23 protein-coding genes and 1 tRNA gene are annotated in these 19,926 nt (G+C 63.2%); 10 read left to right on the plus strand and 14 right to left on the minus strand.

The features are described from left to right. Positions 1-53 precede the first annotated feature (53 nt). The 3 genes from yedF (at position 54) to DESFRDRAFT_RS13730 (ending at position 2,716) form a co-directional block, all read left to right on the plus strand. Positions 54-668 carry a sulfurtransferase-like selenium metabolism protein YedF gene (gene yedF / locus DESFRDRAFT_RS13720; protein ID WP_005994842.1) on the plus strand — a complete coding sequence of 205 codons (615 nt, stop codon included), beginning with the start codon at positions 54-56 and terminating at the stop codon, positions 666-668. Between the two features lie 70 nt (positions 669-738). Then, the gene (locus tag DESFRDRAFT_RS13725; protein WP_233489616.1) at positions 739-1,908 is read left to right on the plus strand and encodes a sensor histidine kinase; all 1,170 of its coding nucleotides are present in this window, start codon (positions 739-741) and stop codon (positions 1,906-1,908) included. A 4-nt stretch (positions 1,909-1,912) separates the two neighbouring features. Further along, the gene (locus tag DESFRDRAFT_RS13730) at positions 1,913-2,716 is read left to right on the plus strand and encodes a pseudouridine synthase (protein WP_005994846.1); all 804 of its coding nucleotides are present in this window, start codon (positions 1,913-1,915) and stop codon (positions 2,714-2,716) included. On the opposite strand, the gene DESFRDRAFT_RS13735 is transcribed toward DESFRDRAFT_RS13730, so the two are convergent. The 4 genes from DESFRDRAFT_RS13735 to DESFRDRAFT_RS13750 form a co-directional block, all read right to left on the minus strand. Further along, complete coding sequence (locus DESFRDRAFT_RS13735) at positions 2,709-3,386, minus strand: LolA family protein (RefSeq protein WP_005994848.1); 678 nt, start codon at positions 3,384-3,386, stop codon at positions 2,709-2,711. The genes DESFRDRAFT_RS13730 and DESFRDRAFT_RS13735 overlap by 8 nt on opposite strands. Positions 3,387-3,525: 139 nt before the next feature. Further along, positions 3,526-5,937 (minus strand): DNA translocase FtsK, encoded by a 2,412-nt coding sequence (locus tag DESFRDRAFT_RS13740; protein WP_005994850.1) that lies wholly within the window; start codon positions 5,935-5,937, stop codon positions 3,526-3,528. Further along, on the minus strand, positions 5,924-6,481 hold the full coding sequence (gene efp / locus DESFRDRAFT_RS13745; protein WP_005994851.1) for an elongation factor P: 558 nt from the start codon (positions 6,479-6,481) through the stop codon (positions 5,924-5,926). The genes DESFRDRAFT_RS13740 and efp overlap by 14 nt, the downstream gene beginning before the upstream one ends. Before the next feature lie 9 nt (positions 6,482-6,490). After that, positions 6,491-6,964 carry a type II 3-dehydroquinate dehydratase gene (locus DESFRDRAFT_RS13750; protein ID WP_005994852.1) on the minus strand — a complete coding sequence of 158 codons (474 nt, stop codon included), beginning with the start codon at positions 6,962-6,964 and terminating at the stop codon, positions 6,491-6,493. 67 nt (positions 6,965-7,031) lie between these two features. On the opposite strand from DESFRDRAFT_RS13750, the gene yihA reads away from it, so the two are divergent. Continuing rightward, positions 7,032-7,664: a ribosome biogenesis GTP-binding protein YihA/YsxC gene (yihA, locus tag DESFRDRAFT_RS13755; protein WP_005994853.1), complete on the plus strand. Its 633-nt coding sequence runs from the start codon at positions 7,032-7,034 to the stop codon at positions 7,662-7,664. On the opposite strand, the gene DESFRDRAFT_RS13760 is transcribed toward yihA, so the two are convergent. Next, a complete protein-coding gene (locus DESFRDRAFT_RS13760) occupies positions 7,633-7,824 on the minus strand; it encodes a hypothetical protein (protein WP_005994854.1) in 192 nt (63 codons plus the stop codon). The two genes, yihA and DESFRDRAFT_RS13760, sit on opposite strands and share 32 nt — an antisense overlap. 117 nt (positions 7,825-7,941) lie before the next feature. Between DESFRDRAFT_RS13760 and DESFRDRAFT_RS13765 the strand changes: the two genes are divergently transcribed. The 4 genes from DESFRDRAFT_RS13765 to DESFRDRAFT_RS13775 all read left to right on the plus strand — a co-directional run bounded on the left by DESFRDRAFT_RS13765 (position 7,942) and on the right by DESFRDRAFT_RS13775 (position 10,184). Next, a complete protein-coding gene (locus DESFRDRAFT_RS13765; RefSeq protein WP_005994855.1) occupies positions 7,942-8,739 on the plus strand; it encodes an undecaprenyl-diphosphate phosphatase in 798 nt (265 codons plus the stop codon). 84 nt (positions 8,740-8,823) lie between these two features. Further along, a tRNA-Met gene (locus DESFRDRAFT_RS13770) sits at positions 8,824-8,900 on the plus strand. 211 nt (positions 8,901-9,111) lie between these two features. Beyond that, positions 9,112-9,525, plus strand: coding sequence for a response regulator transcription factor (locus DESFRDRAFT_RS21480; RefSeq protein WP_081458495.1), 414 nt, complete (start codon positions 9,112-9,114; stop codon positions 9,523-9,525). Positions 9,526-9,731: 206 nt separating this feature from the next. Then, positions 9,732-10,184, plus strand: a complete 453-nt coding sequence (locus DESFRDRAFT_RS13775) for a hypothetical protein (RefSeq protein WP_005994856.1) — start codon at positions 9,732-9,734, stop codon at positions 10,182-10,184. 134 nt (positions 10,185-10,318) lie between these two features. Here DESFRDRAFT_RS13775 and DESFRDRAFT_RS13780 read toward each other — a convergent pair whose 3' ends face one another. From DESFRDRAFT_RS13780 to DESFRDRAFT_RS13815, 8 genes are all read right to left on the minus strand, one after another. Continuing rightward, positions 10,319-11,527, minus strand: coding sequence for a patatin-like phospholipase family protein (locus tag DESFRDRAFT_RS13780; protein WP_005994857.1), 1,209 nt, complete (start codon positions 11,525-11,527; stop codon positions 10,319-10,321). A gap of 204 nt (positions 11,528-11,731) precedes the next feature. Then, positions 11,732-12,175, minus strand: coding sequence for a C-GCAxxG-C-C family protein (locus DESFRDRAFT_RS13785; protein WP_005994858.1), 444 nt, complete (start codon positions 12,173-12,175; stop codon positions 11,732-11,734). A 150-nt stretch (positions 12,176-12,325) separates the two neighbouring features. Then, positions 12,326-12,577, minus strand: coding sequence for a FeoA family protein (locus DESFRDRAFT_RS13790; RefSeq protein WP_005994859.1), 252 nt, complete (start codon positions 12,575-12,577; stop codon positions 12,326-12,328). 127 nt (positions 12,578-12,704) lie between these two features. Beyond that, positions 12,705-12,956, minus strand: coding sequence for a FeoA family protein (locus tag DESFRDRAFT_RS13795; RefSeq protein ID WP_005994860.1), 252 nt, complete (start codon positions 12,954-12,956; stop codon positions 12,705-12,707). A 78-nt stretch (positions 12,957-13,034) separates the two neighbouring features. Continuing rightward, positions 13,035-13,724: a molybdate ABC transporter permease subunit gene (locus DESFRDRAFT_RS13800; protein WP_005994861.1), complete on the minus strand. Its 690-nt coding sequence runs from the start codon at positions 13,722-13,724 to the stop codon at positions 13,035-13,037. Positions 13,725-13,727: 3 nt separating this feature from the next. Further along, positions 13,728-14,447 carry a molybdate ABC transporter substrate-binding protein gene (modA, locus tag DESFRDRAFT_RS13805; protein ID WP_005994862.1) on the minus strand — a complete coding sequence of 240 codons (720 nt, stop codon included), beginning with the start codon at positions 14,445-14,447 and terminating at the stop codon, positions 13,728-13,730. Further along, positions 14,447-15,202, minus strand: coding sequence for an ATP-binding cassette domain-containing protein (locus DESFRDRAFT_RS13810; protein WP_005994863.1), 756 nt, complete (start codon positions 15,200-15,202; stop codon positions 14,447-14,449). Before DESFRDRAFT_RS13810 ends, modA (DESFRDRAFT_RS13805) begins: the two co-directional genes overlap by 1 nt. Beyond that, positions 15,199-15,921, minus strand: a complete 723-nt coding sequence (locus DESFRDRAFT_RS13815; RefSeq protein WP_005994864.1) for an alpha/beta fold hydrolase — start codon at positions 15,919-15,921, stop codon at positions 15,199-15,201. Before DESFRDRAFT_RS13815 ends, DESFRDRAFT_RS13810 begins: the two co-directional genes overlap by 4 nt. A gap of 293 nt (positions 15,922-16,214) precedes the next feature. Here DESFRDRAFT_RS13815 and DESFRDRAFT_RS13820 point away from each other — a divergent pair, with 293 nt between their 5' ends. Next, complete coding sequence (locus DESFRDRAFT_RS13820) at positions 16,215-17,399, plus strand: TOBE domain-containing protein (RefSeq protein WP_005994865.1); 1,185 nt, start codon at positions 16,215-16,217, stop codon at positions 17,397-17,399. Positions 17,400-17,502: 103 nt separating this feature from the next. On the opposite strand, the gene DESFRDRAFT_RS13825 is transcribed toward DESFRDRAFT_RS13820, so the two are convergent. Continuing rightward, positions 17,503-18,846, minus strand: coding sequence for a TrpB-like pyridoxal phosphate-dependent enzyme (locus DESFRDRAFT_RS13825; protein ID WP_005994866.1), 1,344 nt, complete (start codon positions 18,844-18,846; stop codon positions 17,503-17,505). A gap of 211 nt (positions 18,847-19,057) precedes the next feature. On the opposite strand from DESFRDRAFT_RS13825, the gene modA (DESFRDRAFT_RS13830) reads away from it, so the two are divergent. Continuing rightward, a complete protein-coding gene (gene modA / locus DESFRDRAFT_RS13830; protein ID WP_005994867.1) occupies positions 19,058-19,804 on the plus strand; it encodes a molybdate ABC transporter substrate-binding protein in 747 nt (248 codons plus the stop codon). Positions 19,805-19,926 lie beyond the last annotated feature (122 nt).

The raw sequence follows: 19,926 nt of genomic DNA on the forward strand, positions 1-19,926 counted from the left end.
TTGACCAGCCCGGGGCTGACGGGGCTATGTTCCTTGTCAAAAGGAGCATCGTCATGGAAGTCACGCTCGATTGCCGGGGACTGGCCTGTCCGGGACCGGTGTTGCGCTGCAAGGAATGTGTGGAGGCCCCGGACCGGCCGCAGACGCTTACCGTCACCGTGGACAATCAGGCGGCCCGGGAAAACGTCACCCGTTTTCTGGGCATGCGCGGTTACGCCGTCACGGGAAGCGAGCAGGATGGCCTTTTCGTGCTGCGAGCCACGGCCACGGGCGAGGCGATTACTCCGCCCCAGCCCGCTTCCGCCGGCGCTCCCCGGGAAAAAGTCGACAATGCCAAGACCGCCGTCTTCATCACGGCCGACACCGTGGGCCGGGGCGATCCGGAACTGGGCGCCAAGCTCATGGTCAACTTCATCGCCACCCTGCCGGAACTGGGCGAAGGGCTTTGGCGCATCATCCTGGTCAACGGCGGGGTCAAACTGGCCGTTGCCGGCAGCCCGGTTTTGCCCATGCTCAAGGAACTGGCCGCGGCCGGTGTCTCCATCCTGGTCTGCGGCACCTGCCTGGACTTTTTTGGCATCCTGGAGCAAAAGGAAGTCGGCGAAACGACGAACATGCTCGACGTGGTCACAAGCCTCGATCTGGCGGACAAGGTCATCCAGATGTAGTCGCTTGGGCGGCCTTGCCGCTACCCTGAGCCCCCTTCCGGACATGCGGTCGTCTCGCTTTGCATCCCTCATGCGACGACGCAACAGCCCTACCGGACAGTCCATGCAGGAAGAGGCGACAACGACATATTTTTTGCCGGCAGAGCGTCTGGGACAGGACGCGATCAACCGCATCGCCAAGGAGATCGCCGTTTCTCCCGCCGCGCTTTCGCTGGCGCTCGTTCCATTGGCGGTGACCATCTTAAACGATACCCGGCAGATCGTTTACGCCAACATGCGGTTCGTGCGCATGGTCGGAGCCAAGGCACAGGAAGAAATACTCGGCAAGCGCCTGGGCGAGGCACTGGGCTGCGCCCATTCCGTCGAACTTCCGGGCGGCTGCGGCACCACGCGATTTTGCCTGTACTGCGGCGCGGCCAAAGCCATTGTCAAAGGCCTCGAAGGGGAATCCGCCACCCAGGAGTGCTCCATCGACCGCCTGACGCCCGCGCCTCTCGAAGCCCTCAACCTCCAGGTTTGGACAGCCCCCATGCAACAGGGGCAGCACCAGCTGGTGCTGAGTTCCGCCCTCGACATCGCCCACGAAAAGGCGTTGCGCAATTTCGAGCGCCTCTTTTTCCATGATATCTTGAATGCCGTGTCCGGCATCAAGGGCATCCACGACCTCATCGCCCTGGAGTTGCCGGAAAACCAGGTTCAGGACCTCGATCTGCTGCGCCGGGCCATAAACGACATCCAGGACATCGTGGAAACGCAAAAGGATTTCCTGACTGTGGAAGCCAGGGAATACCAGCATGTCCGCACGAGGCTCGACACGCTCGAACTCCTGCATTACCTGGCCGCCTACTGCCAGTCCTTCAATCACGAACCCAAGCGGGTGCTGTGCGTGGACCCCGAGGCACCCTCGATCGATGTTTCCTCGGACGCCCGCATCATCCAGCGCATCATGGTCAACATGGTCAAAAACGCCCTGGAAGCCTCGGGCCCGGGCGAGTCCGTGACGCTCGGCTGCGAAGGCGACGAGGCTGGCGACGTGGCTTTCTGGGTCCACAATCCGGCCGTCATGCCCGAAGAGACCCGCATGCGCCTTTTCCAGAGGGGCTTTACGACCAAGGGCGTCGGCCGTGGCTTCGGCGCTTACGGCATGCGGCTCTTCGCCCGGGAATGCCTGGACGGCGACGTGGATTTTTCCTCGAGGCCGGGGGAAGGCACTCGTTTTTTCCTGCGGCTCCCGGGCTGATCCCATGACCGACGACAACGGGGTACGCCTCAACAAGGCCCTGGCCGAGGCCGGGGTCTGTTCCAGACGGCAGGCCGACGCGCTGATCGCCGCCGGCCGGGTCGCGGTCGACGGGAGCGTGGTTACGGAACTCGGGCGCAAAATCGACCCGGCCAGGTCGCGCCTGAGCGTGGACGGCAAGGACGTCGTCAAGCCCGATACCGCCGGGACGCTCACCCTCATGCTCCACAAAAAGCCGGGCTGCGTCACCACGGCCCGCGATCCCGAGGGCCGCCCCACCGTCTTCGACGCCCTGCCGGACCCCTACCGGAAACGACGCCTTTTTTCCGTGGGCCGGCTGGATTTTTTCTCCGAAGGGCTGTTGCTTTTGACCACCGACGGCGAACTGGCCTACCGCCTGGCCCATCCCCGCTGGCACGCGCCCAAGCGCTATCTGGTCACCGTGCGCGGCCACGTCGGCCCCGAGGCGATCGAAGCGATGGGGCGCGGCATGCGGCTGGCCGAGGGGGAGCCCCTCGCCCCGGTTGCGGCGCGCATCGTCAAACGGCTGGCCGCCGACCGCTTCGTCCTGGAGATGGAGCTGCGCCAGGGAATCAACCGCCAGGTGCGGCGCATGTGCCGCGATTTGGGGCTTACCGTGCTCAAGCTCGTGCGCGTCGCCCAAGGCCCTCTGGAACTGGGCGGGCTGGCTCCGGGAAAATGCCGGGAACTGGCCGGCGAGGAACTGGCCGCCCTGCGCCGGTCCGTCGGCCTGCCCGCGGGCGATGCCGCCCCCTCCCCCCGAACCGGACGCCACCGCGCTACTTGAGGTCGCGCTCCTTGGCCGGCGCGTTGTCGTGGACCTTGGCGTCCTTCGGCGGCGTGAACGTGAAGAGCGTGTCGGCGAGCTTGGGATTGACCGCCACGCCGGTAAGCGTCAGGTCGTTGGTGTTGGCGTAGAAATCCTGAATGAAGACGCGGGCGATCATGTCCGTGGACAGGTCGACCCAAACCCGGGCCATGACCAGCCCCGGCTCGGGTTCGCGCGGGGCCAGATCGAGCACCGCCTGCCCCGGGCCGGCGTCGGACGCCTTGCCGGCGGCCACGAAAAAATCCTCGGTCAGATTGGCCTTGCCTGTCAGAAACCGCAGCATGGTCTTGGAGCTGATGATCTCCTTGACCGCATAGCGGTAGGCCTCCTTGTCCTCCTCGAAATAATCCCAGACGGCATCCTTGCCGACGATAAGCAGCTCTTTTTCGGGCTTGACCGTCTCCCAGCGCACGAGCACCGGTTTTTTGAAGAAAAACGAGCCGGAGCGGTGTTCGGTGTCGCCGCTGGCCGCGTTGCGAATGGCCTGGGTGAACGAGGCGGAAAAGGCGTTTATCGTGGCGTATTTATTCTGGATGCGACCGGCCAGCTCCGTCGGGTCCACGGCCCGGGCCGTGGCGGCGGTGGCCAACACGAAACAGACGGCAAGGAAAAAGGCGCGTTTTTTCATGGTGTGTCCGTGGTGGAAGGGGGCTATGGTTCCTCAGTCCCTTATAAGGAACAAGTTTCCATTTTTTAAAAGTTTTTGAAGGGGGTCCAGGGGGAAACTTTTTTCAAAAAGTTTCCCCCTGGCCGCCGGAGGCATTCCCCTATTCCTTATTCCGAATGACGGCTCGGGGTTTGCTGCCCTCCTGGGGGCCGAGCAGTCCGTCGCGTTCCATCTGTTCGATGAACCGCGCCGCCCGGTTGAAGCCGATGCGGAATCGGCGCTGGATGAGCGAAATGGAAGCCTTGCCCTGTTCCATGACGAACTCCACGGCCTGGGGATAGACGGCGTCCGAGGCGGTGTCGTCGCCGCCCTCGCCGCCGCCGAAGTCGCCGCCGCCATTCCCGTCGGCGCTTTTTTGCCAGTCGCTGAAATCCAGGGCGAAATTGGGCGCGGCCTTGCTCTTCCAGTGTTCGATGACCGCCGCCGCCTCCTCGTCCGAGACGAACGCGCCGTGCATGCGCGTGGTCTTGCCCCCGCTCGGCTTGTAGAGCATGTCGCCGCGTCCGAGCAGGTATTCCGCGCCCACGGCGTCGAGAATGGTGCGCGAATCGTGCTTGCTCGTCACCTGGAAGGCGATGCGTGTGGGGAAGTTGGCCTTGATGAGCCCCGTGACCACGTCCACGCTCGGACGCTGGGTGGCGAGGATCAGATGGATACCGGCGGCACGGGCCAGCTGGGCCAGGCGAACGATGCTCACTTCCACTTCCTTGGCCGCGGTCATCATGAGGTCGGCCAGCTCGTCGATGACGATGACCAGATAGGGCAGCGGCTCAAGCTCAGCCAACTCGTCCGGCCGGTTGTCGCCGAGCTTGGCCAGCTTCTCGTTGTAGCCGGCGATGTTGCGCACGCCTAAAAGCGCCATGGCCTCGTAGCGCCGGTCCATCTCGGCCACGGCCCAGTCCAGGGCGGATTTGGCCATGGCCGTCTCGGTCACCACCGGGTGCACCAGATGGGGCAGGTCGTTGTAGACCGAAAGCTCGATGCGCTTGGGGTCGACCAAAAGCAGCTTCACCTCGTCGGGCGTGGCCTTGTAGAGGATCGAGAGCAGGATGCCGTTGATGCACACGCTTTTGCCCGAACCGGTCGCGCCGGCCACGAGCAGATGCGGCATGCGGGCCAGATCGGCCACCTGCGGCCTGCCCTGGATGTCCTTGCCGATGGCCAGGGTCAGCTTCGAGGGTGAGGCGCGAAAAGCCTCGGTGTCGAGCACGTCGCGGAAATAGACGGTCTGTCGCCGGGCGTTGGGGATTTCAACGCCGACGGTGTCCTTGCCGGGCAAGGGCTCGATGCGCACGGCCAAAGCCTTCATGGCCAGGGCCAAATCCACCGACAGGCCCACGATGCGGCTGATCTTGACGCCGGGCGCGGGCTTGACCTCGAACATGGTGACGACGGGGCCGGGGATGACCCGGGTCACCTCGCACTGGATGCCGAAATCATTGAGGCAGGTAATGAGGCTCTCGGCCTGCTGGCGGCAGACTTCCGGATCGGCCGGGGCGGCCTCGGACGGCGGCGGCACGGCAAGCAGGTCCAGCGACGGCATGGGATTGTCGTCGGCCGAAGCCTTTTTGGCCGGAGCCTTGGCCGCGCGGACCGGGGCGGGCTTGGGCGCCGGAGAGGTGACCGGATCCGGCGCGGACGCGGACACCGGTTTGGAGACGGCCGGCAACGCGGCGGGCGGCTCCTCCTTCCGGGCGACCTGGCCGACGATGGCGTCGAGAAAGCGGTCCACCGCCTCGCTCGGGGCCTCTTCGGGAGCGGGGTCGGCAGGAACCGTAACGCTTCTCGGGGCGGCCTGCCGTTTTTCCCTAGCCGGCTTTTTCTCACGCGCCGGGGACGGCGAGGCCTCTTCACGGGCCAGACGTTCCTCGCGCGCGGTCTCGCGGGCCAACGCGCGCTCTTCCCGCCAGGCCAGCCAGGCGTCGTAGAGCCGCCAGCCTTTTTCCTTGGCCACGTCCAGCACCGGCAGCCAGAAATTGGTCCAGGTGAGGCCGAAGGTCACCTGGATGGCGGCGATCAGGGCGAAGGCCAGAAAAAAGTAGGCACCAAACGAGCTCAAGTAACGGTTGAGGAAACCGAACAGGTGCTGTCCGGCCACGCCGCCGCCCCGGACGCCGCCAAGACTGGCCCCGAAAAGGCCCCAGGGCGAGCCCAGAAAGGCCAGCAGCACGAGGGTCAGGCAAAACGCCCCAAGCCCCCGCCAAAAGGGCAGGCGAAGTCCCGGGGCCAGAAACCGCAGCCCCCGCCAGGCGATCCCCAGCGGCACCAGATAGGCCCACAGACCGAACAGGTCGGCCAGGGCCCCACCCACGTACGCCCCCACCAGCCCGGCCTTGTTGGCCACGACGCGCCGGGTGACGGACTGGTTGAAGCCGGGATCGCCGTCATTGTACGTATAGAGCGCGACGCACAGAAAGGCGGCCGTGAAGATCGCGGCCAGCCCGACCAGCTCGCGGGAAAGGCGAAATCCGCCGGGAGCGCTTTTCCCGGCGTCCTTGTTACTCCCGGCCAATGTACGCGCCCGTGCGGGTGTCCACTTTGATCTTGTCGCCGGTATTGATGAAAAGCGGCACGTTGACCGAGATGCCCGTTTCGAGCACGGCCGGCTTGTTGGCGCCGCTGACGGTGTCGCCCTTGACCCCGGGCTCGGTGTCGGTCACTTCCAGGATCACCGAAGCCGGCAGGTCGATGTCCAGGGGCTGGCCTTTGTAGAGCAGCATCTTGAGCTCCATACCGTCTTTCAGATAGCCGCCCTTCTCGCCCAGGTGGTCGTTGCCCACGTGCAACTGCTCGTAGCTCTCCATGTCCATGAACACGAACTCCTCGCCGTCATGGTAGAGGTACTGCATGTCCTTGCTCTCGAGGTCGGGCTTGACCATCTTTTCGCCGGACCGGAAGGTGTTTTCCACCACCCGGCCGTTAATCATGTTCTTGAGCTTGGTGCGAATGAACGCCCCGCCTTTGCCGGGCTTGACGTGCAAAAAATCGACGATTTCATAGGGCACGCCGTCCATTTCGATCTTGAGCCCGCGACGGAAGTCGGTGGTGGAAAGCATTGTTTCTCCTTAGATGAAGTTGGGATTTTCGGTGATGTGCCGCCACAGGGCGATGATGGCCAAGGCATAGCTGGTCAGCCCGAAGCCGGCGATGCAGCCGATGCAGTTGCGCCCGATCATGCTCTTGTGGCGCAGCGGCTCGTCGGTACGGGCGAAGATGTTGGAAATATGCACCTCGACGCAGGGGATGCCGATCCAGGCCAGGCAGTCGGCCAAGGCAAGGCTCGTATGGGTGTAGGCTCCGGCGTTTAAGACGATGCCGTCCAGCCCGTCCTTCCAGGCCTGCTCCATCCGGTCGATGCAGTGGCCCTCGCTGTTGGCCTGATGGAACTGCAATTCCAGGCGCTGGGCGCTTTCGCCAAGGATTTCCCGGACCATCTCCGGCAAGTCCTCGATGGTGCGGTGGCCGTAGATTTCCGGCTGCCGCACGCCAATAAACCCGAGATTGGGGCCGTTTAACACCAGCAATCGGACCTTGCGCATGCTGCTCCCTTCATTCGGGCGCGTCCACCGCCTTGACGGGGGCATCAGGCCCGGTCACAAGGCACGGATGGACAACGCCACGGAAAAAACTCGTACGGAACTCAGTCTCGCCCTTCTGGCCACCGCCTACCTGACCGACCAGATTCCTACGGTCGACGCGCCCCAGGTCGCCCTGGCCGGTCGATCGAACGTCGGCAAGTCGACGCTGGTCAACTGTCTGGCCGGCCGCAAGGGGCTGGCCAAAATCAGCGCCACGCCGGGCAAGACCCGAAGCCTCAACTTCTACATGGCCCAGGCCGCCGGCTACTGCCTGGTCGACCTGCCGGGCTACGGCTATGCCCGCTGCTCCATGGCCGAGCGGGAAAAATGGGCCAAGCTCATCGATTCCTATCTCAAAAAGACCAGTCGGTTGCGGGCCGTGACCGCCCTGGTCGACTGCCGTCTGCCGCCCCAGCGCCTGGACGTGGAGTTGGTGGACTGGCTGCGGGCCCGGCGCATGCCCGTGCTCGTGGTGCTGACAAAAGCCGACAAATGCAAGCAGCGCGACCGGGAGGCCCGAAAAAAAGAGTGGCGGGAGCTTGCGCGACCCGCCTTCCCGCCGATCCTTTTTTCCGGCAAGACCGGGCTTGGCCGGGAGGCGCTTTGCCGCGTCCTGGCCGAAGCCGCCCTTAGTCCCGACCCGGCTCCTTATGTTCCTTGAAAAAACCGTCCAAAAACGCCGCGTCCTTGGGACTGAGATTGAACTGCATGGCCGCCTTCTCGCAAAGGGCGGCCAAGGGTTCGCCGGTTTCGGTCCGCTTGTCGCCGACCCATTTGACGGCGCGTCGCATCAGTTCGCCCTGGGGCATGATCGTGGCCATGAAGCCTCCTTGCTCGGTCCCAAGACATACACGAGCGAAAGCCGGCTTGCAACTTGCCCGGCCATCGGGTAGAGCCGCCCCGATACAGGATATTGCCCGCCAGGAGCTGCTTTTCCCATGACCGAATCCCTTGCCGCCACCGTCCTTGGCTTAGTCGAGGGAGCGACCGAGTTTTTACCCGTGTCCTCCACCGGCCACCTCATTCTCGTCGGCCATCTCATCGGTTTTACCGGAGCCAAGGCCGACAGCTTCGACGTCATCATCCAGCTCGGAGCCATTCTGGCCGTGGTGGTGCTCTACTGGAAGCGCTTCTGGTGGCTGCTTTCGCCCAAACCGCTCCATGCCTTTTCCGGCCCGCGCGGCTTGTGGATGCTCTTTTTGACCTCGCTGCCGGCCGGGCTTTTGGGGCTGGCCGCGCGCAAGGCCATCAAAACCTATCTGTTCGGGCCGATCACCGTGGCCATGGCCCTGGCCGTGGGCGCGCTCATGATCTTCTGGGTGGAAAGCCGCAAGAAGCGGGACCGCTTTTACACCCTCGACGAGATGACGCCGGGGCTGGCGCTCGGCATCGGCTGCTTCCAGTGCCTGGCCTTGTGGCCGGGTTTTTCGCGCTCGGCTGCCACCATCATGGGCGGCATGCTGCTCGGGGCCAAACGCGGCCTGGCGGCGGAGTATTCCTTCATCGCCGCCGTGCCGCTGATGTTCGCGGCGACGCTCTACGACTTTTACAAGAGCGCGGCCCTTTTTTCCGCCGACGACCTGCTGATTCTGGGGATCGGCTTTGTGGTGTCGTTTATCTCCGCCCTGGTCGCGGTCAAAGGTTTTATCGTGCTCGTCAAGCATATGTCGCTTCGGCCCTTTGCCTGGTACCGGCTGGCCTTGGCGGCGACGGTTTTTTTCTTCTGGCCGAAATAGGGGTTGGAAATTTTCCCTCGAAAAAGACTTGCCAAGGAATGCCGGATCGGCTAAAGACTCCTTTCTCCGCTGCCGGAGACATCTGGCGAGGTAGCTCAGACGGTTAGAGCATGCGGCTCATATCCGCAGTGTCGGGGGTTCAATTCCCTCCCTCGCTACCAGACAACAACGCGGCTCAAGGCAATCCCTTGGGCCGCTTTTGTTTTTCCTGGCCAAGGTTGTGGGGACACCCCTTTTGTCGGGCGCAGGAGGACCTGCGGTGGGCCTTGACTGGGGGCACAAACTCTGCTGTACCATCAACGGGGACCGTTCGCACTGTTCTCGGGACTTTCCCGTTCGTCCAAATTTCGTTTGCAAATTGGAAAAGCAATTATGTCTCCTCCCGAATCCCCCACCCCTGTCGGGGCTCGACAACTCAAAATTTTACTTGTCGACGATGCTTCTCCTGTGCGCAACATGATAAAATACATGCTCGCAAAAGAAGGGTTTTATGACATCACCGAGGCGTCAAACGGAAAGGAAGCACTCGAAATTTTAAAAAACCAAAAAGTCGATCTCGTCATTGCGGACCTTTTAATGCCTCAAATAAGCGGATTGGAACTATTAGAAAAAGCTAAAGAGATAGACTCTGCTAACAATATTAAATTTATTATGATATCTGGATCAGACAGCAAAGAAAACATTGTTAAAGCTATCCAGCTTGGAGCATCCTATTACCTACTCAAACCTATCTCAGCAAAAGTTCTTTTACGTAAAGTAATCACGATATATCTCGAGAAATCATAACGATCCGCAACGGGACGGTATGATCTGACAGCCCGAAAATGTGGAAACCGCATGCGACCCGCGAGGGTGACCGGCCGAGACAACGCCCTCGTTTCCGGAGTTTATAATCAGGCCGCCCCGTGTTATCCTGCACCGAATCAAATCCGGGCGGCCCCGTGAACACGACGCGATGCGGCTCGGAACCGACGACACAGCAAGGAGATCCCATGAACCCGTTGCGACTGCTGCCCATCGCGGCCTTGGCGATGTTGCCGATCCTGGCGGGCTGCGCGCCCAAATCGAGCGACGGCATGGATTTCGCCAAGGGCTTCGGCGTGGACGTCGGCTTCAAGGCGGTGGACATGTGCCAGAACGTGTCGCCCGAGATGCGCATCCACGGCGTCCCGCCCAAGACCAAAAAGCTCAATGTAAAGGTGCTGGATTTCGATTTCGGCACGGAAATCTTCAACCAGGACTTCGGGTTCCAGACCACCGACAGAGGCCTTTACATCAAGGGGGCCGAGGCCATGGTCCCCAAGGGGTCGCTTTACGGCCCAAGCGAGATGCCCTGCCCCAAGGAGACGCCGAAGAAGATGCAGGTCAAGGTGACGGCCCTGGACGCCCAGGACCGCGAACTGGCCAATGTCGCGGTGACCCGCGACGTCAAGCCAGCGCCCTAGTCGCGTCCGTCCTGAGGCGAGTACGGAAACCGCGAACCTTTCTTTCCTCCCAAATAAAAAGCGGCCCGGAGATATCGCTCCGGGCCGCTTTCTTTTGGCGGACACGCGCGTTGCGGCAGTCCCGGCAGCGTCCACTACTCCACGTAGCCCGGGGGCAGGGATTGCCAACCCTGGCCTTCCTTGCCCAGGGCATAGCCCATGTCGAAGGTCTTGCGCATGGCCGCCGGGTCGAAGGGCTCCTTGTTGGGGCTGTCGAAATCCTCGGGAATGACGATGTAATCGAGCGACATGCCGTCGCGCTTGGTCAGCAGGTAGCTGTAAGCCAGCGAACCTTTGGCCTGGGACTTGATCAGCGTGGAAATGGAGCGCAAGGCGATGGGGGCCAGACGCGGCCGCACGGATTCGCTGACCGGGCCGAGCTTGTTGTTGACGATGATGCAGACATGCTTGCGCAGCGCATTGTAGGCCGCCATGGCGTGGGCGTCCTCGGCTATTTCCTTGGGCAGCAGGTAGGCGTCGTAGACGATGAACTGCGAGATCACCCCGCCGTCCACGTGCATCTCGTCGAAGGTCTCGCCGTTTTTCTCCACCGGGATATAGACCGGCGGAAAAGCCACCGGGATGGAGGCCGAGGCGATCATGACCTTATGGATAAGCTCGAGCGCATTGGGGTTGCCCGAGGACGCGATGGCCCCGATGTCCCAGACCACGTTGCGCTGGGCGTCGAGATTGGTGGTGGCGATGAAAAGCCGTCGGCCCCGGGCATGCTCGCGAGCCAGCTCGGCCATCATCTCCGGCGTGACGTAGGTTTCGACCAACTTCTTGAGCGGCCCGGTATCGGCCACCGAATCGCCCCGGATGATGTCCCAGATGCTTTTGAGGAAGAAAATGTCCTTGGTCTGGACATTGGTATAGAGCTTGCGCAAAACCGGATCATATTTCTCGCCCAGGAAAGCGAACGGCGCGGACAGGGCACCGGTGGAAACGCCGGTCACCACGCGAAACTCGGGCCGGTCCCCCTTGTCCGTCCAACCGCACAGCACGCCCGCGCCAAACGCGCCGTCCGCGCCGCCGCCGGACAGGGCGAGCAGATACAAATCCTTTTCCGGGCCGAGGTGATTGGCCTTGCGCCAGGCGGCATATTGGCGCGCCCCCGTAATCAGACTTTTCTGCAGCATGGGCGAGAGCGCATCGCCCCAGTCCCGCACGTTGCGCATGCCCATGACGGACAGATTCGGGGCATTGGGGTCGATAAGCGGGTGACGCTTCCGGGCCGCACCGCAGCCGGCCAGGGAAACCATGCAAACAACGACCAAAAGCCAGCCAACGATGCGCTTGATCATGAACCCTCCGTTATGGGCCATCTCCTGTACATGAGAAGGTCCTCCGGAGCAACCGCGAAGATGCAAAAAACCATTGCGGTCCGTCATGGTGGCGCAACGGAATCGTTTCAGTACTGCCGCACACCGTAGCAGAGAGAATACAAGAGCGGGAACCGTTCTTATTGTTGCTCCCTTGGACGCATCTTTCCCACAGCGAAGGGCGCGCTACTTTTCCGCGATGATGGCCGCGGCTATTTCAGCGGCGTCGCGCACCAAGGACAGGCAAAGCGTCTGGAAGCGGCCTTCCCGCCGGGCGCGTTCGAGTCCTTCCGGGGTGGAAGGGTCAAGGCCGATGAGTTCGCGGCAGACCAGCGAGCCGTGGAGCCTGCGGAAACGGGCGTAAAATTCCTCGATACGGTCATAGGTCGCGGCCTTGGCCGCCGCGCCGTCCGGGCCGCCTCCCCCGCCGAAAAGCCCGAGCGCCAGCATGGCCCCGGACACGGCCCCGCAAGTCGCGCCCCGGTACATGCCCACGCCAAATCCCGTGGCCAGACGCGCGGCCGCGTCCGTATCCAGCCCATACGGCGCGCAGAGGGCCATGAGCACGGACTGGGAACAGTTGTAGCCACTGGAAAAATGCGCCACCGCCGTCTGCGTCGCCTCGGACATGGCCTTCCCTCCGGGTTCGCGGCCGGGAGAGGGCCGCCGATTCTGGGTAAAAAGGCATACCGGGCCGCAAGGCCCGAGGCAAGCGGCAGGGAGGCGTCCTCTGCCCTCTCCCCCAAAAAAGGAGAGGAAAAACGCCGGGACGAAAAGGGGTTAGGGCACGATGACGGTAATGTGGTCGGCTTCGTTGTTGCGCAGGGTCAAGGTGAAGTCGCGAAGACGCAGGGCCACGGGGTCCTTGAGCGGCGCGCGGCCGATGACCTCCACCACAGTACCGGGCACCAGGCCCATGTCCCGCAGTCGGCGGCCAAGCTCGCCCCCCGCGTCCACCCGGACAATGCGGGCCTTCTGGCCGACCCGCAGCCGGCGAAGGCCAATGGCGGACGTCGTTGCATCCGTGTCCATGCGCGCTCCCGAGAAAAAAACAGCGCCCGGAGAAGCCTCCCCGGGACGCCGGTCAATGCCTGTATTGCCCTCCCGACCAGCAAAAACGGCCGGGCCGTCCGCAACGTTCGAAAAAAGGGAAGAGCGCCTAGGCCGCCTGTACGCAGTCCTCGGCCAGCCGCCCCATGACCTTCTGGGCCAGACCGTGGCCGATGGAAAGGCAGGCGCCCCTGGCCCGCAGGCACACCGGCCCGCCACAACAAGCCGTCACCTCGACCACCGTGCCGGGCGTTATGCCCATGGCGAAAAGCCGTCCTCGGGCCTTGGGGCAATCGCAAATGGCTTCGACGCGCACGCGGCTGCCGGGGGGGAAATGGGCGAGGCAATGAAGCGGGGCCATGTAATGCTCCTTTCCTGGAGCATCATCTAGCCATATTGAGAATGATTGTCAAGCTCCCGATCAACCCAATTGAAGGCCCTACCCCTTGCCCGTGCGCTTCAGCGCATAGGTAAGCCCCAGGGAAACCAGGGCCAACAAGGCCGACAGGAGCCCGGCGCGGAAAAAATCGCCTGTAAAAACGGCGTTGTAGATTTCCAGAGAAACGGTGTTGGTGCGCCCGACGATATCGCCGCCCAAAAGCAGGCTCACGCCGACTTCGCCAAGCGCCCGCCCCGTGGCCAAAAAAAGCCCGGCCGCCACGCTCTTGCGGCAATGGGGCAGCACCACCCGAACAAAGGTGGTGACCGGTCCTTTGCCGAGCACGGAGGAAAGCTCGACCAAGCGCACCAGATCGCCCCGCACGGCGGCCTGCACCGGCCGCACCATCAGCGGTATGCCGGAAGTGATGGCGGCCAGGGCCAGTCCGGGAAAGCTGAAGATGATCTCCACGCCGAAAAAATGCTGCAGCGGCGCGCCGATGAAGCCCTTGCGGCCAAGCAGCAGCAGCATGAAAAAGCCCACGGCCATGGGCGGCAGCACAAGCGGCAGCGAGACCAGGAAGTCGAGCAGCGCGACGGCCCGGCTGTGCCCCCGGCCGAGCAGGTAGCCCAGGGGCACGCCGAGCACGAAGAACACCGGAATCGCCACGGCCATCACCCAAAGCGTCAGCCTGATGGGGAAAAGGACGCCCGGGTCGGACAGGGCCGCTACAATGGCTTCCGGAGTCAATCCCTACATCCCATGCTTTTTGGCGATGGCCTTGGCCGCGTCCGTGGCCAGAAAGGCGGAAAAGGACTTGGCTCCGTCCGGATTGGGCGAACCGGCCAGGGACTCGGCCACGATGACGATGGGCGCGTACAGCGACGGATCGACTTCCAGGTAACCGCCGATCTTGTCGCCGACGTTCATGATGTCGGTGCGGTTGACGAAACCGGCGTCCACTTCGCCGCTGACCACGTATGTAGTGACCTGGGGCACGGTGGCCACGACGAGCAGCTTGTCCTTGACCGCCTTTTCCAAGCCGGCCTTGGCCAGAAACTGGGTGGCGGCCCGGCCGTAGATGGCCTTTTTGGCGTCGGGCATGGCCACGCGCTTGACGTCGGGCTTGGCGATCTCCTTGGGGTCAGTGAAGGTCTTGCCCTTGGGCCAGGCCATGCACAGGATGCCGTGGCCGATCTCGGCCTCGCCGGAGAACTTCAGGCCGGATTTTTCCAGGAAGCCCTTCTCGCCGATGATGACGTCGATGACGCCGCCGGCCTTGGCCTGGGTCGTGACCTGCCCCATGTTGCCGAAGATGAGCTCCGGCTTGGTCCCGGAGGACTTCTCATAGGCGGCGGCCAGGTCGGTGACGAGTTTTTTGTAGCCCGCGCCGGCGGCGATGGTCAAAGGCCCGGCCAGGGCCTGACCGGCCATGAGAAGCACCAAAGCGCATGTCCAAAGAATTCGCAGCATCACATTCCCTCCTCGCAGCAATGTTGGGGGTTTTCCCGGGGCCGGGCCATGGCGGGGGAAGGCGCGCCGAAACGCGCGAAAAGCGCCTCGCGCTCCTCCCGATACTGGCACAGCTGGGTGCTGAACCAGCCCGGGTCGATGGCCCCCCGGTTGATGGTCACGACCTGGTCGCCGAGAATCGCCGCCTCGGCCAGATCGTGGGTCACGTGCACGATGGGGATGGCGAACCGATCCCGAACATCCAGGAGTTCATGACGCAACGTCACGCGGGTGGCGGCGTCCAGGGCGGAAAAGGGTTCGTCGAGAAGGAGCGCCTTTGGCCGCCGGGCCAGCGCCTGGCACAGCGCGCCACGCTGGCGCTCGCCGCCGGACATGGTCCCGGGATGAGCGTCCTTCAAATGGGCGATGCCGAAAAGCTCGAGCAACTCCTCGGCAAAAGCCGTATCCGTGGTGGCGTAGGAGACGTTCTCAGCCAGGGTCATGTGGGGAAAAAGCGAATATTCCTGGAAAACAAGTCCGATCCCGCGCTGCCTGGGCTTGACGCGGATGCCTTTGACCGTATCGCGCCACACATCGCCGTCGAGCCCCACCTGCCCCTCGTCCGGGTCGTCCAAGCCGGCGAGAAGGCGCAAAATCGTGGTTTTGCCCGACCCCGAAGGCCCGGTCAGCACCAGAATGCCGCCGGGAGGACAGGAGATCTCCACGTCCAGGGTGAAATGGGGCAGCTTCTTCGTCAGGCGCGCAAGCAACGTCATTGCGCTTTTGCCTCCCCGTTTTTCTTGTCCACGATGGTGGCCAGCACCCTGGCCAGCTCCACGGGCACCGTGATTTGCGGGCAATGGCCGCTGTCGATGGAATGCATGGCAAACCCGAGGAATTTGGCCCGGTCGGCCATGGCCACAAACATGGGATTGGGATTTTTGGCGCAACGCACATAGTGGCGCTTTACCGGAAAGACCAGTTCGCCGACCGCCGCGTCGGTGAAGGCGGCCATCGGGAACGGGGCCACACGGGCCATGAACCAAGCCTCATCGGGCGCTCCGGCCACCCCGAACATCCCCGCCTCCCACGGCGAAACCAGCCAGCCGTCGGTCAGCTTCGATTGGAGCATGGCCTGAAAGGGTTCGCCGCCAACACCGGCGAAAGACTTGCCCGGCTGGGGAATGATGCCCTCCACGTAAATGGTCCCGGACAACCGGCCCATGATCGCGGCCATGGCCCCGGCGCCGACGATGCCGGAATAGCTGTGGGCGACAAGGTAAACGTCGGCAAGGTCCTCCATCTCGAAAAACTGCGTCAGGTCGCGCACGTAGGCCTCAAGCCCCAAGCCCTTGTCCATGGTGTGGCGGTGAAAGCCGCATCCGGACAATGTGGGCGCATACGCCCGGTGCCCCATGGGGAAAAGCGCCTCGGCGGTCCGCTTCCAGACCCAGCCGCCCTGAAACGCGCCGTGCACGCAAACGAACGTGGCCATGCTCCCTCCTTTGCCGACATCGGCGTTCCAGGCCGACCGCCAGACGCCATGCCGGGCATGCTACAGTAAAAGAAAGTAAAATCCAGCATCACTCTTTTTTTTATCCTCGTGACACTACTACTTTCCAAACTAAGTGTCACGATAGAAATATTTTTCGTGACTCTTCAAAATGAACCCTTGACGATGCGAACGTCATACCGCATCACTGCATCAGTATCACGCCGCAAAAAGTATTCGTGATAGAGACGCTGTATTCTTTACAACATAAGAAATGTCGGCTATCCCATCAAAGCATGAGTACCGTCGAAGAAAGCATCCTTGAAAGAGTATCCTGTCTCGACGTCCTGGCCCTGGAACGCCTGCGGGACCACGCCGAAGCCATGCTGGCCCAGAAATCCGATCGGCCGACGCACAGGCGGCAGCATGGATCCCTGGGGCCCTGCCAAGCGGCGTTGTTCAAGGTTCCAAGCGACATCCGGCATCTGGAAACCGATGAGATCGAGCGCCTGACCGTCGCCTTCGACGAATGGCGCGACACGGCCCGCACGGCCCCCATTCGCCGGGCCCGCGACCGCATGCGGCTGGTCTACCTGATGTTGCGCCACAGCGGCGGCAAGCTCGGGGAAGTGCTGGCGCTCAACGAGCGCACGGACATCGACATGGCCCAGTCGACCGTGAGCTTCGGCGGCGCCGACCCCAATGAGTCCCCGCGCAAGGTGGTGGTGCCCAAGTCGCTGATCGAGGAAGTGCTACGCTTCGCCGCGAGCCCGGCCAACCGGGGAATTCGCGGGGAACTTTTCCGCCTCGACCCCGGGTTCGTGCGCCGCAAGCTCTACGAGCAGGCGCGCCGGGCCGGACTGCCTCCGGGCCGCGTCAGCCCCACTTCGTTGCGCCACTCCCGGGCGGTGGAGCTCCTACGCGGCGGCGTGCCGCTGCCCGTGGTCCAGGTCATGCTCGGCCATTCCAGCTTGGTGCTCACGTCCATCTACTGCTCGTTTTCCGACCAGGACTGCCAGCGCATCGTCAACCATTGCGTCGCCAAGGAGAGCCGTGTGAAAACAAGCGCCCGCAACACCTTTTTCGGTTCCGTCACCAGCGTGCGCAAGAGCCCGCTTTTAACCGAGGTTTCCCTGACCGCCCAAAACGGTTTCGAGATCGTCTCGGTCATCACCAACGAAAGCTTCGAACGCCTGGGGCTGATCGAGGGCGGCCAGGTCACGGCCCTGGTCAAGGCCCCGTGGGTGCTTTTGGCCAAGGACGAGAAGATGGCCCGCACCAGCGCCCGCAACTGTTTTCCCGGCCAGGTAGTGAGTATCCGGGGCGACGGCGTGGCGGTGGAGATCATGGGGCTCCTCGACGGCGGTACGCCCATGTGCGCGCTCATCACGGCCGAATCCGTGGAGACCCTGGACCTCAAGGAAGGCGACCAGATCTGGTTTTTCTTCAAGGCCTTCAGCGTAATCCTCAATATCGATTGATCGCGGCGCATCCGATCAGGCAACGGACCCGCCTCCTCAAAAGAACGGCCCGGCGAAGCATGCTTCGTCGGGCCGTTCGCTTTGACGCGCCGGATGCGCGCGATCAGTCGACATCCGGGCAGGCTTTGAGCGCCTCGGTGATGTTGGACTCCGGATAGGCGAAGTCGGTCAGCTTGCCTTGCAGGAACGCGTCGTAGGAGGCCAGATCGAGCAGGCCGTGGCCGGAATAGAGGAAGACCACGCTTTCGTCGGGACCAGCCTGCTTGGCCGTCTCGATGGCGGCCTTGATGGCGTGGGAGGTCTCCGGAGCCGGCAGGAAGCCCTCGGTGCGCAAGAAGAGCTTGGCCGCCTCAAAGCACTCGGTCTGGAAGTAGGCCGTGGATTCCACGACGCCCTCGTTGGCAAGATTGCACACGATGGGCGCGCCGCCGTGGTAGCGCAGCCCGCCGGCATGGATGGGGGCCGGCATGAAGGCATGGCCCAGGGTGTGCATTTTCAAAAGCGGCGTCAGTTTGGCCACGTCGCCGTAGTCGTAGCGGAACTGCCCCCGGGTAAGGGTCGGGCAGGCCTTGGGCTCCACGGCGATGAAACGGATTTTCTCGCCCGCGAGCTTGCGGGGCAAAAACGGCAACACCAACCCGGCGAAGTTGCTGCCGCCACCCACGCATCCGACCAGATAGTCGGGCTTGGCCCCGATCATGGCCAGCTGCTTTTCCACTTCCAGGCCGATGATGGTCTGATGGTGCAGCACGTGGTTGAGGACGCTGCCGAGCGCATAGCGGGTGTCGTCATGGGTGGCGGCGTCCTCCACGGCCTCGGAAATGGCCAGGCCGAGGGAGCCCGTACAGTCCGGGTCCTGGGCCAGCATCGCCCGGCCGGTCTTGGTGTTCTCCGAGGGCGAGGGGAAAATCTCGCCGCCGTAGGCATTGATGAGGATGCGGCGATACGGCTTCTGGGTGTAGCTCACCTTGACCATGTACACCGTGCAGTCGAGGCCGAGCTGGGAACAGGCGAAGGACAGCGCCGTGCCCCACTGCCCGGCGCCGGTCTCTGTGCTGATGCGGCGCACGCCTTCCATCTTGTTGTAATAGGCCTGGGGAATGGCGGTGTTGGGCTTGTGTGAGCCGGCCGGAGAGACGGACTCGTTCTTATAGTAGATCTTGCACTTGACCCCGAGGGCTTTTTCCAAACGCTCGGCCCGCACCAGCGGCGTCGGGCGATAGAGGCGGTAGATGTCCAGGACGGGCTCGGGAATGGGGAGCCAGCGTTGTGAAGACAATTCCTGCTCGATGACGGCCTTGGGGAAAATAAGCTCCAACTGGGCGGGGTCCACAGGCTGTTTGGTCTGGGGATCGAGCGGCGGGGCCAGGGGCGTCGGCAGGTCGGGCAGGGCGTTGTACCACTGCCGGGGCATCTCGCTTTCGGGAAGGGTGATTTTCAACTCCATGCATCTCTCCGAATGTGTTTTTTCCGGGCAGGCCAAACGGCCTTGCCTTGACGTCCTGTCCGCTGCGTGCCGGACACGTTGCAAAAGTCCTTCAGCTAAAGCCGGCGGCGACATGGTGTCAATACGCGCCGGCCGGGCGGCCACGACGACGCTTCCCGTTAGCGGGCGGATCGGTTAGAAAAAACCGGCCCCTACGCCAAAGGACATGGACATGAAACGTCTTGCCTGCGCCCTTGCCCTCGTTTTGGCCTGCGCCCTGCCCGCCCGGGCCGGGGAAATCATTGTCTTCGCGGCCGCCAGCCTGACCAACGCCCTGGGCGAGATGGCCCCGGTTTTCGCCAAGCGCAACCCGGGACTGACCCTACGCGGGGAATACGCCGCCTCAGGCACGCTGCTTCGGCGTATGGACAACGGCGACGCCTGCGACGTCTTTTTGAGCGCCGATCCCCAGACCATGGACGCGGCCGAGGACCGGAGACGCATCGCCGCCGCGACGCGCACGGTCTTTGCCGGCAATGCCCTTGTCCTGGCCGTACCGGCCGGCAACCCGGCCCATGTGACGGACCTGGAATCGCTTTTTCACGGCGGCGTGCAACGCATCGGCGTGGGCAACCCCGAATCCGTGCCGGCCGGACGCTATGCCAAGCGGGCCCTGCAAGAAAAGGCCATGTGGTTCGCGCTGACCGGAAAGCTCGTCTACTATCCGTCCGTGCGCCACGTCCTGGCCGCCGTCAAAGCAAGCGACTGCGACGCCGGCTTCGTCTACGCCACCGACGCGGCCATCGCCGGCAAGGCCGTGGCCATCGCCGCCACCGTGCCGCTCACGCCCCCCGTCACCTATACGGCGGCCGTCGCGGCCAAGGCCCCCAATCCCCAGGGCGCGGCCGCGTTCCTCGCCTTCCTGGCCACGCCCGAAGCAAAAGCCATCCTCACCCGCTTCGGCTTCACCGTCCCATAACAAGGGTAAAAAAGTGCCGGGGGGAAACCTTTCTAAAGAAAGGTTCTCCCCCCGGGCCCCCTTTCCAAAGATTTTTAATAGTGATGGGACGTCTCCGTATCCTATCAGTAACTATTGAAAAC

It is taken from the genome of Solidesulfovibrio fructosivorans JJ] (assembly GCF_000179555.1).
Lineage (GTDB): Bacteria > Desulfobacterota > Desulfovibrionia > Desulfovibrionales > Desulfovibrionaceae > Solidesulfovibrio > Solidesulfovibrio fructosivorans.

Excerpts from the sequence above, each read along its gene's own strand:
- yedF (WP_005994842.1), top strand. The coding sequence starts at position 54 with ATGGAAGTCACGCTCGATTGCCGGGGACTGGCCTGTCCGGGACCGGTG.
- DESFRDRAFT_RS13725 (WP_233489616.1), top strand. The coding sequence starts at position 739 with ATGCGACGACGCAACAGCCCTACCGGACAGTCCATGCAGGAAGAGGCG.
- DESFRDRAFT_RS13730 (WP_005994846.1), top strand. The coding sequence starts at position 1,913 with ATGACCGACGACAACGGGGTACGCCTCAACAAGGCCCTGGCCGAGGCC.
- DESFRDRAFT_RS13735 (WP_005994848.1), bottom strand. The coding sequence starts at position 3,386 with ATGAAAAAACGCGCCTTTTTCCTTGCCGTCTGTTTCGTGTTGGCCACC.
- efp (WP_005994851.1), bottom strand. The coding sequence starts at position 6,481 with ATGCTTTCCACCACCGACTTCCGTCGCGGGCTCAAGATCGAAATGGAC.
- DESFRDRAFT_RS13750 (WP_005994852.1), bottom strand. The coding sequence starts at position 6,964 with ATGCGCAAGGTCCGATTGCTGGTGTTAAACGGCCCCAATCTCGGGTTT.
- yihA (WP_005994853.1), top strand. The coding sequence starts at position 7,032 with ATGGACAACGCCACGGAAAAAACTCGTACGGAACTCAGTCTCGCCCTT.
- DESFRDRAFT_RS13760 (WP_005994854.1), bottom strand. The coding sequence starts at position 7,824 with ATGGCCACGATCATGCCCCAGGGCGAACTGATGCGACGCGCCGTCAAA.
- DESFRDRAFT_RS13765 (WP_005994855.1), top strand. The coding sequence starts at position 7,942 with ATGACCGAATCCCTTGCCGCCACCGTCCTTGGCTTAGTCGAGGGAGCG.
- DESFRDRAFT_RS21480 (WP_081458495.1), top strand. The coding sequence starts at position 9,112 with ATGTCTCCTCCCGAATCCCCCACCCCTGTCGGGGCTCGACAACTCAAA.
- DESFRDRAFT_RS13775 (WP_005994856.1), top strand. The coding sequence starts at position 9,732 with ATGAACCCGTTGCGACTGCTGCCCATCGCGGCCTTGGCGATGTTGCCG.
- DESFRDRAFT_RS13780 (WP_005994857.1), bottom strand. The coding sequence starts at position 11,527 with ATGATCAAGCGCATCGTTGGCTGGCTTTTGGTCGTTGTTTGCATGGTT.
- DESFRDRAFT_RS13785 (WP_005994858.1), bottom strand. The coding sequence starts at position 12,175 with ATGTCCGAGGCGACGCAGACGGCGGTGGCGCATTTTTCCAGTGGCTAC.
- DESFRDRAFT_RS13790 (WP_005994859.1), bottom strand. The coding sequence starts at position 12,577 with ATGGACACGGATGCAACGACGTCCGCCATTGGCCTTCGCCGGCTGCGG.
- DESFRDRAFT_RS13795 (WP_005994860.1), bottom strand. The coding sequence starts at position 12,956 with ATGGCCCCGCTTCATTGCCTCGCCCATTTCCCCCCCGGCAGCCGCGTG.
- modA (WP_005994862.1), bottom strand. The coding sequence starts at position 14,447 with ATGCTGCGAATTCTTTGGACATGCGCTTTGGTGCTTCTCATGGCCGGT.
- DESFRDRAFT_RS13810 (WP_005994863.1), bottom strand. The coding sequence starts at position 15,202 with ATGACGTTGCTTGCGCGCCTGACGAAGAAGCTGCCCCATTTCACCCTG.
- DESFRDRAFT_RS13815 (WP_005994864.1), bottom strand. The coding sequence starts at position 15,921 with ATGGCCACGTTCGTTTGCGTGCACGGCGCGTTTCAGGGCGGCTGGGTC.
- DESFRDRAFT_RS13820 (WP_005994865.1), top strand. The coding sequence starts at position 16,215 with ATGAGTACCGTCGAAGAAAGCATCCTTGAAAGAGTATCCTGTCTCGAC.
- DESFRDRAFT_RS13825 (WP_005994866.1), bottom strand. The coding sequence starts at position 18,846 with ATGGAGTTGAAAATCACCCTTCCCGAAAGCGAGATGCCCCGGCAGTGG.
- modA (WP_005994867.1), top strand. The coding sequence starts at position 19,058 with ATGAAACGTCTTGCCTGCGCCCTTGCCCTCGTTTTGGCCTGCGCCCTG.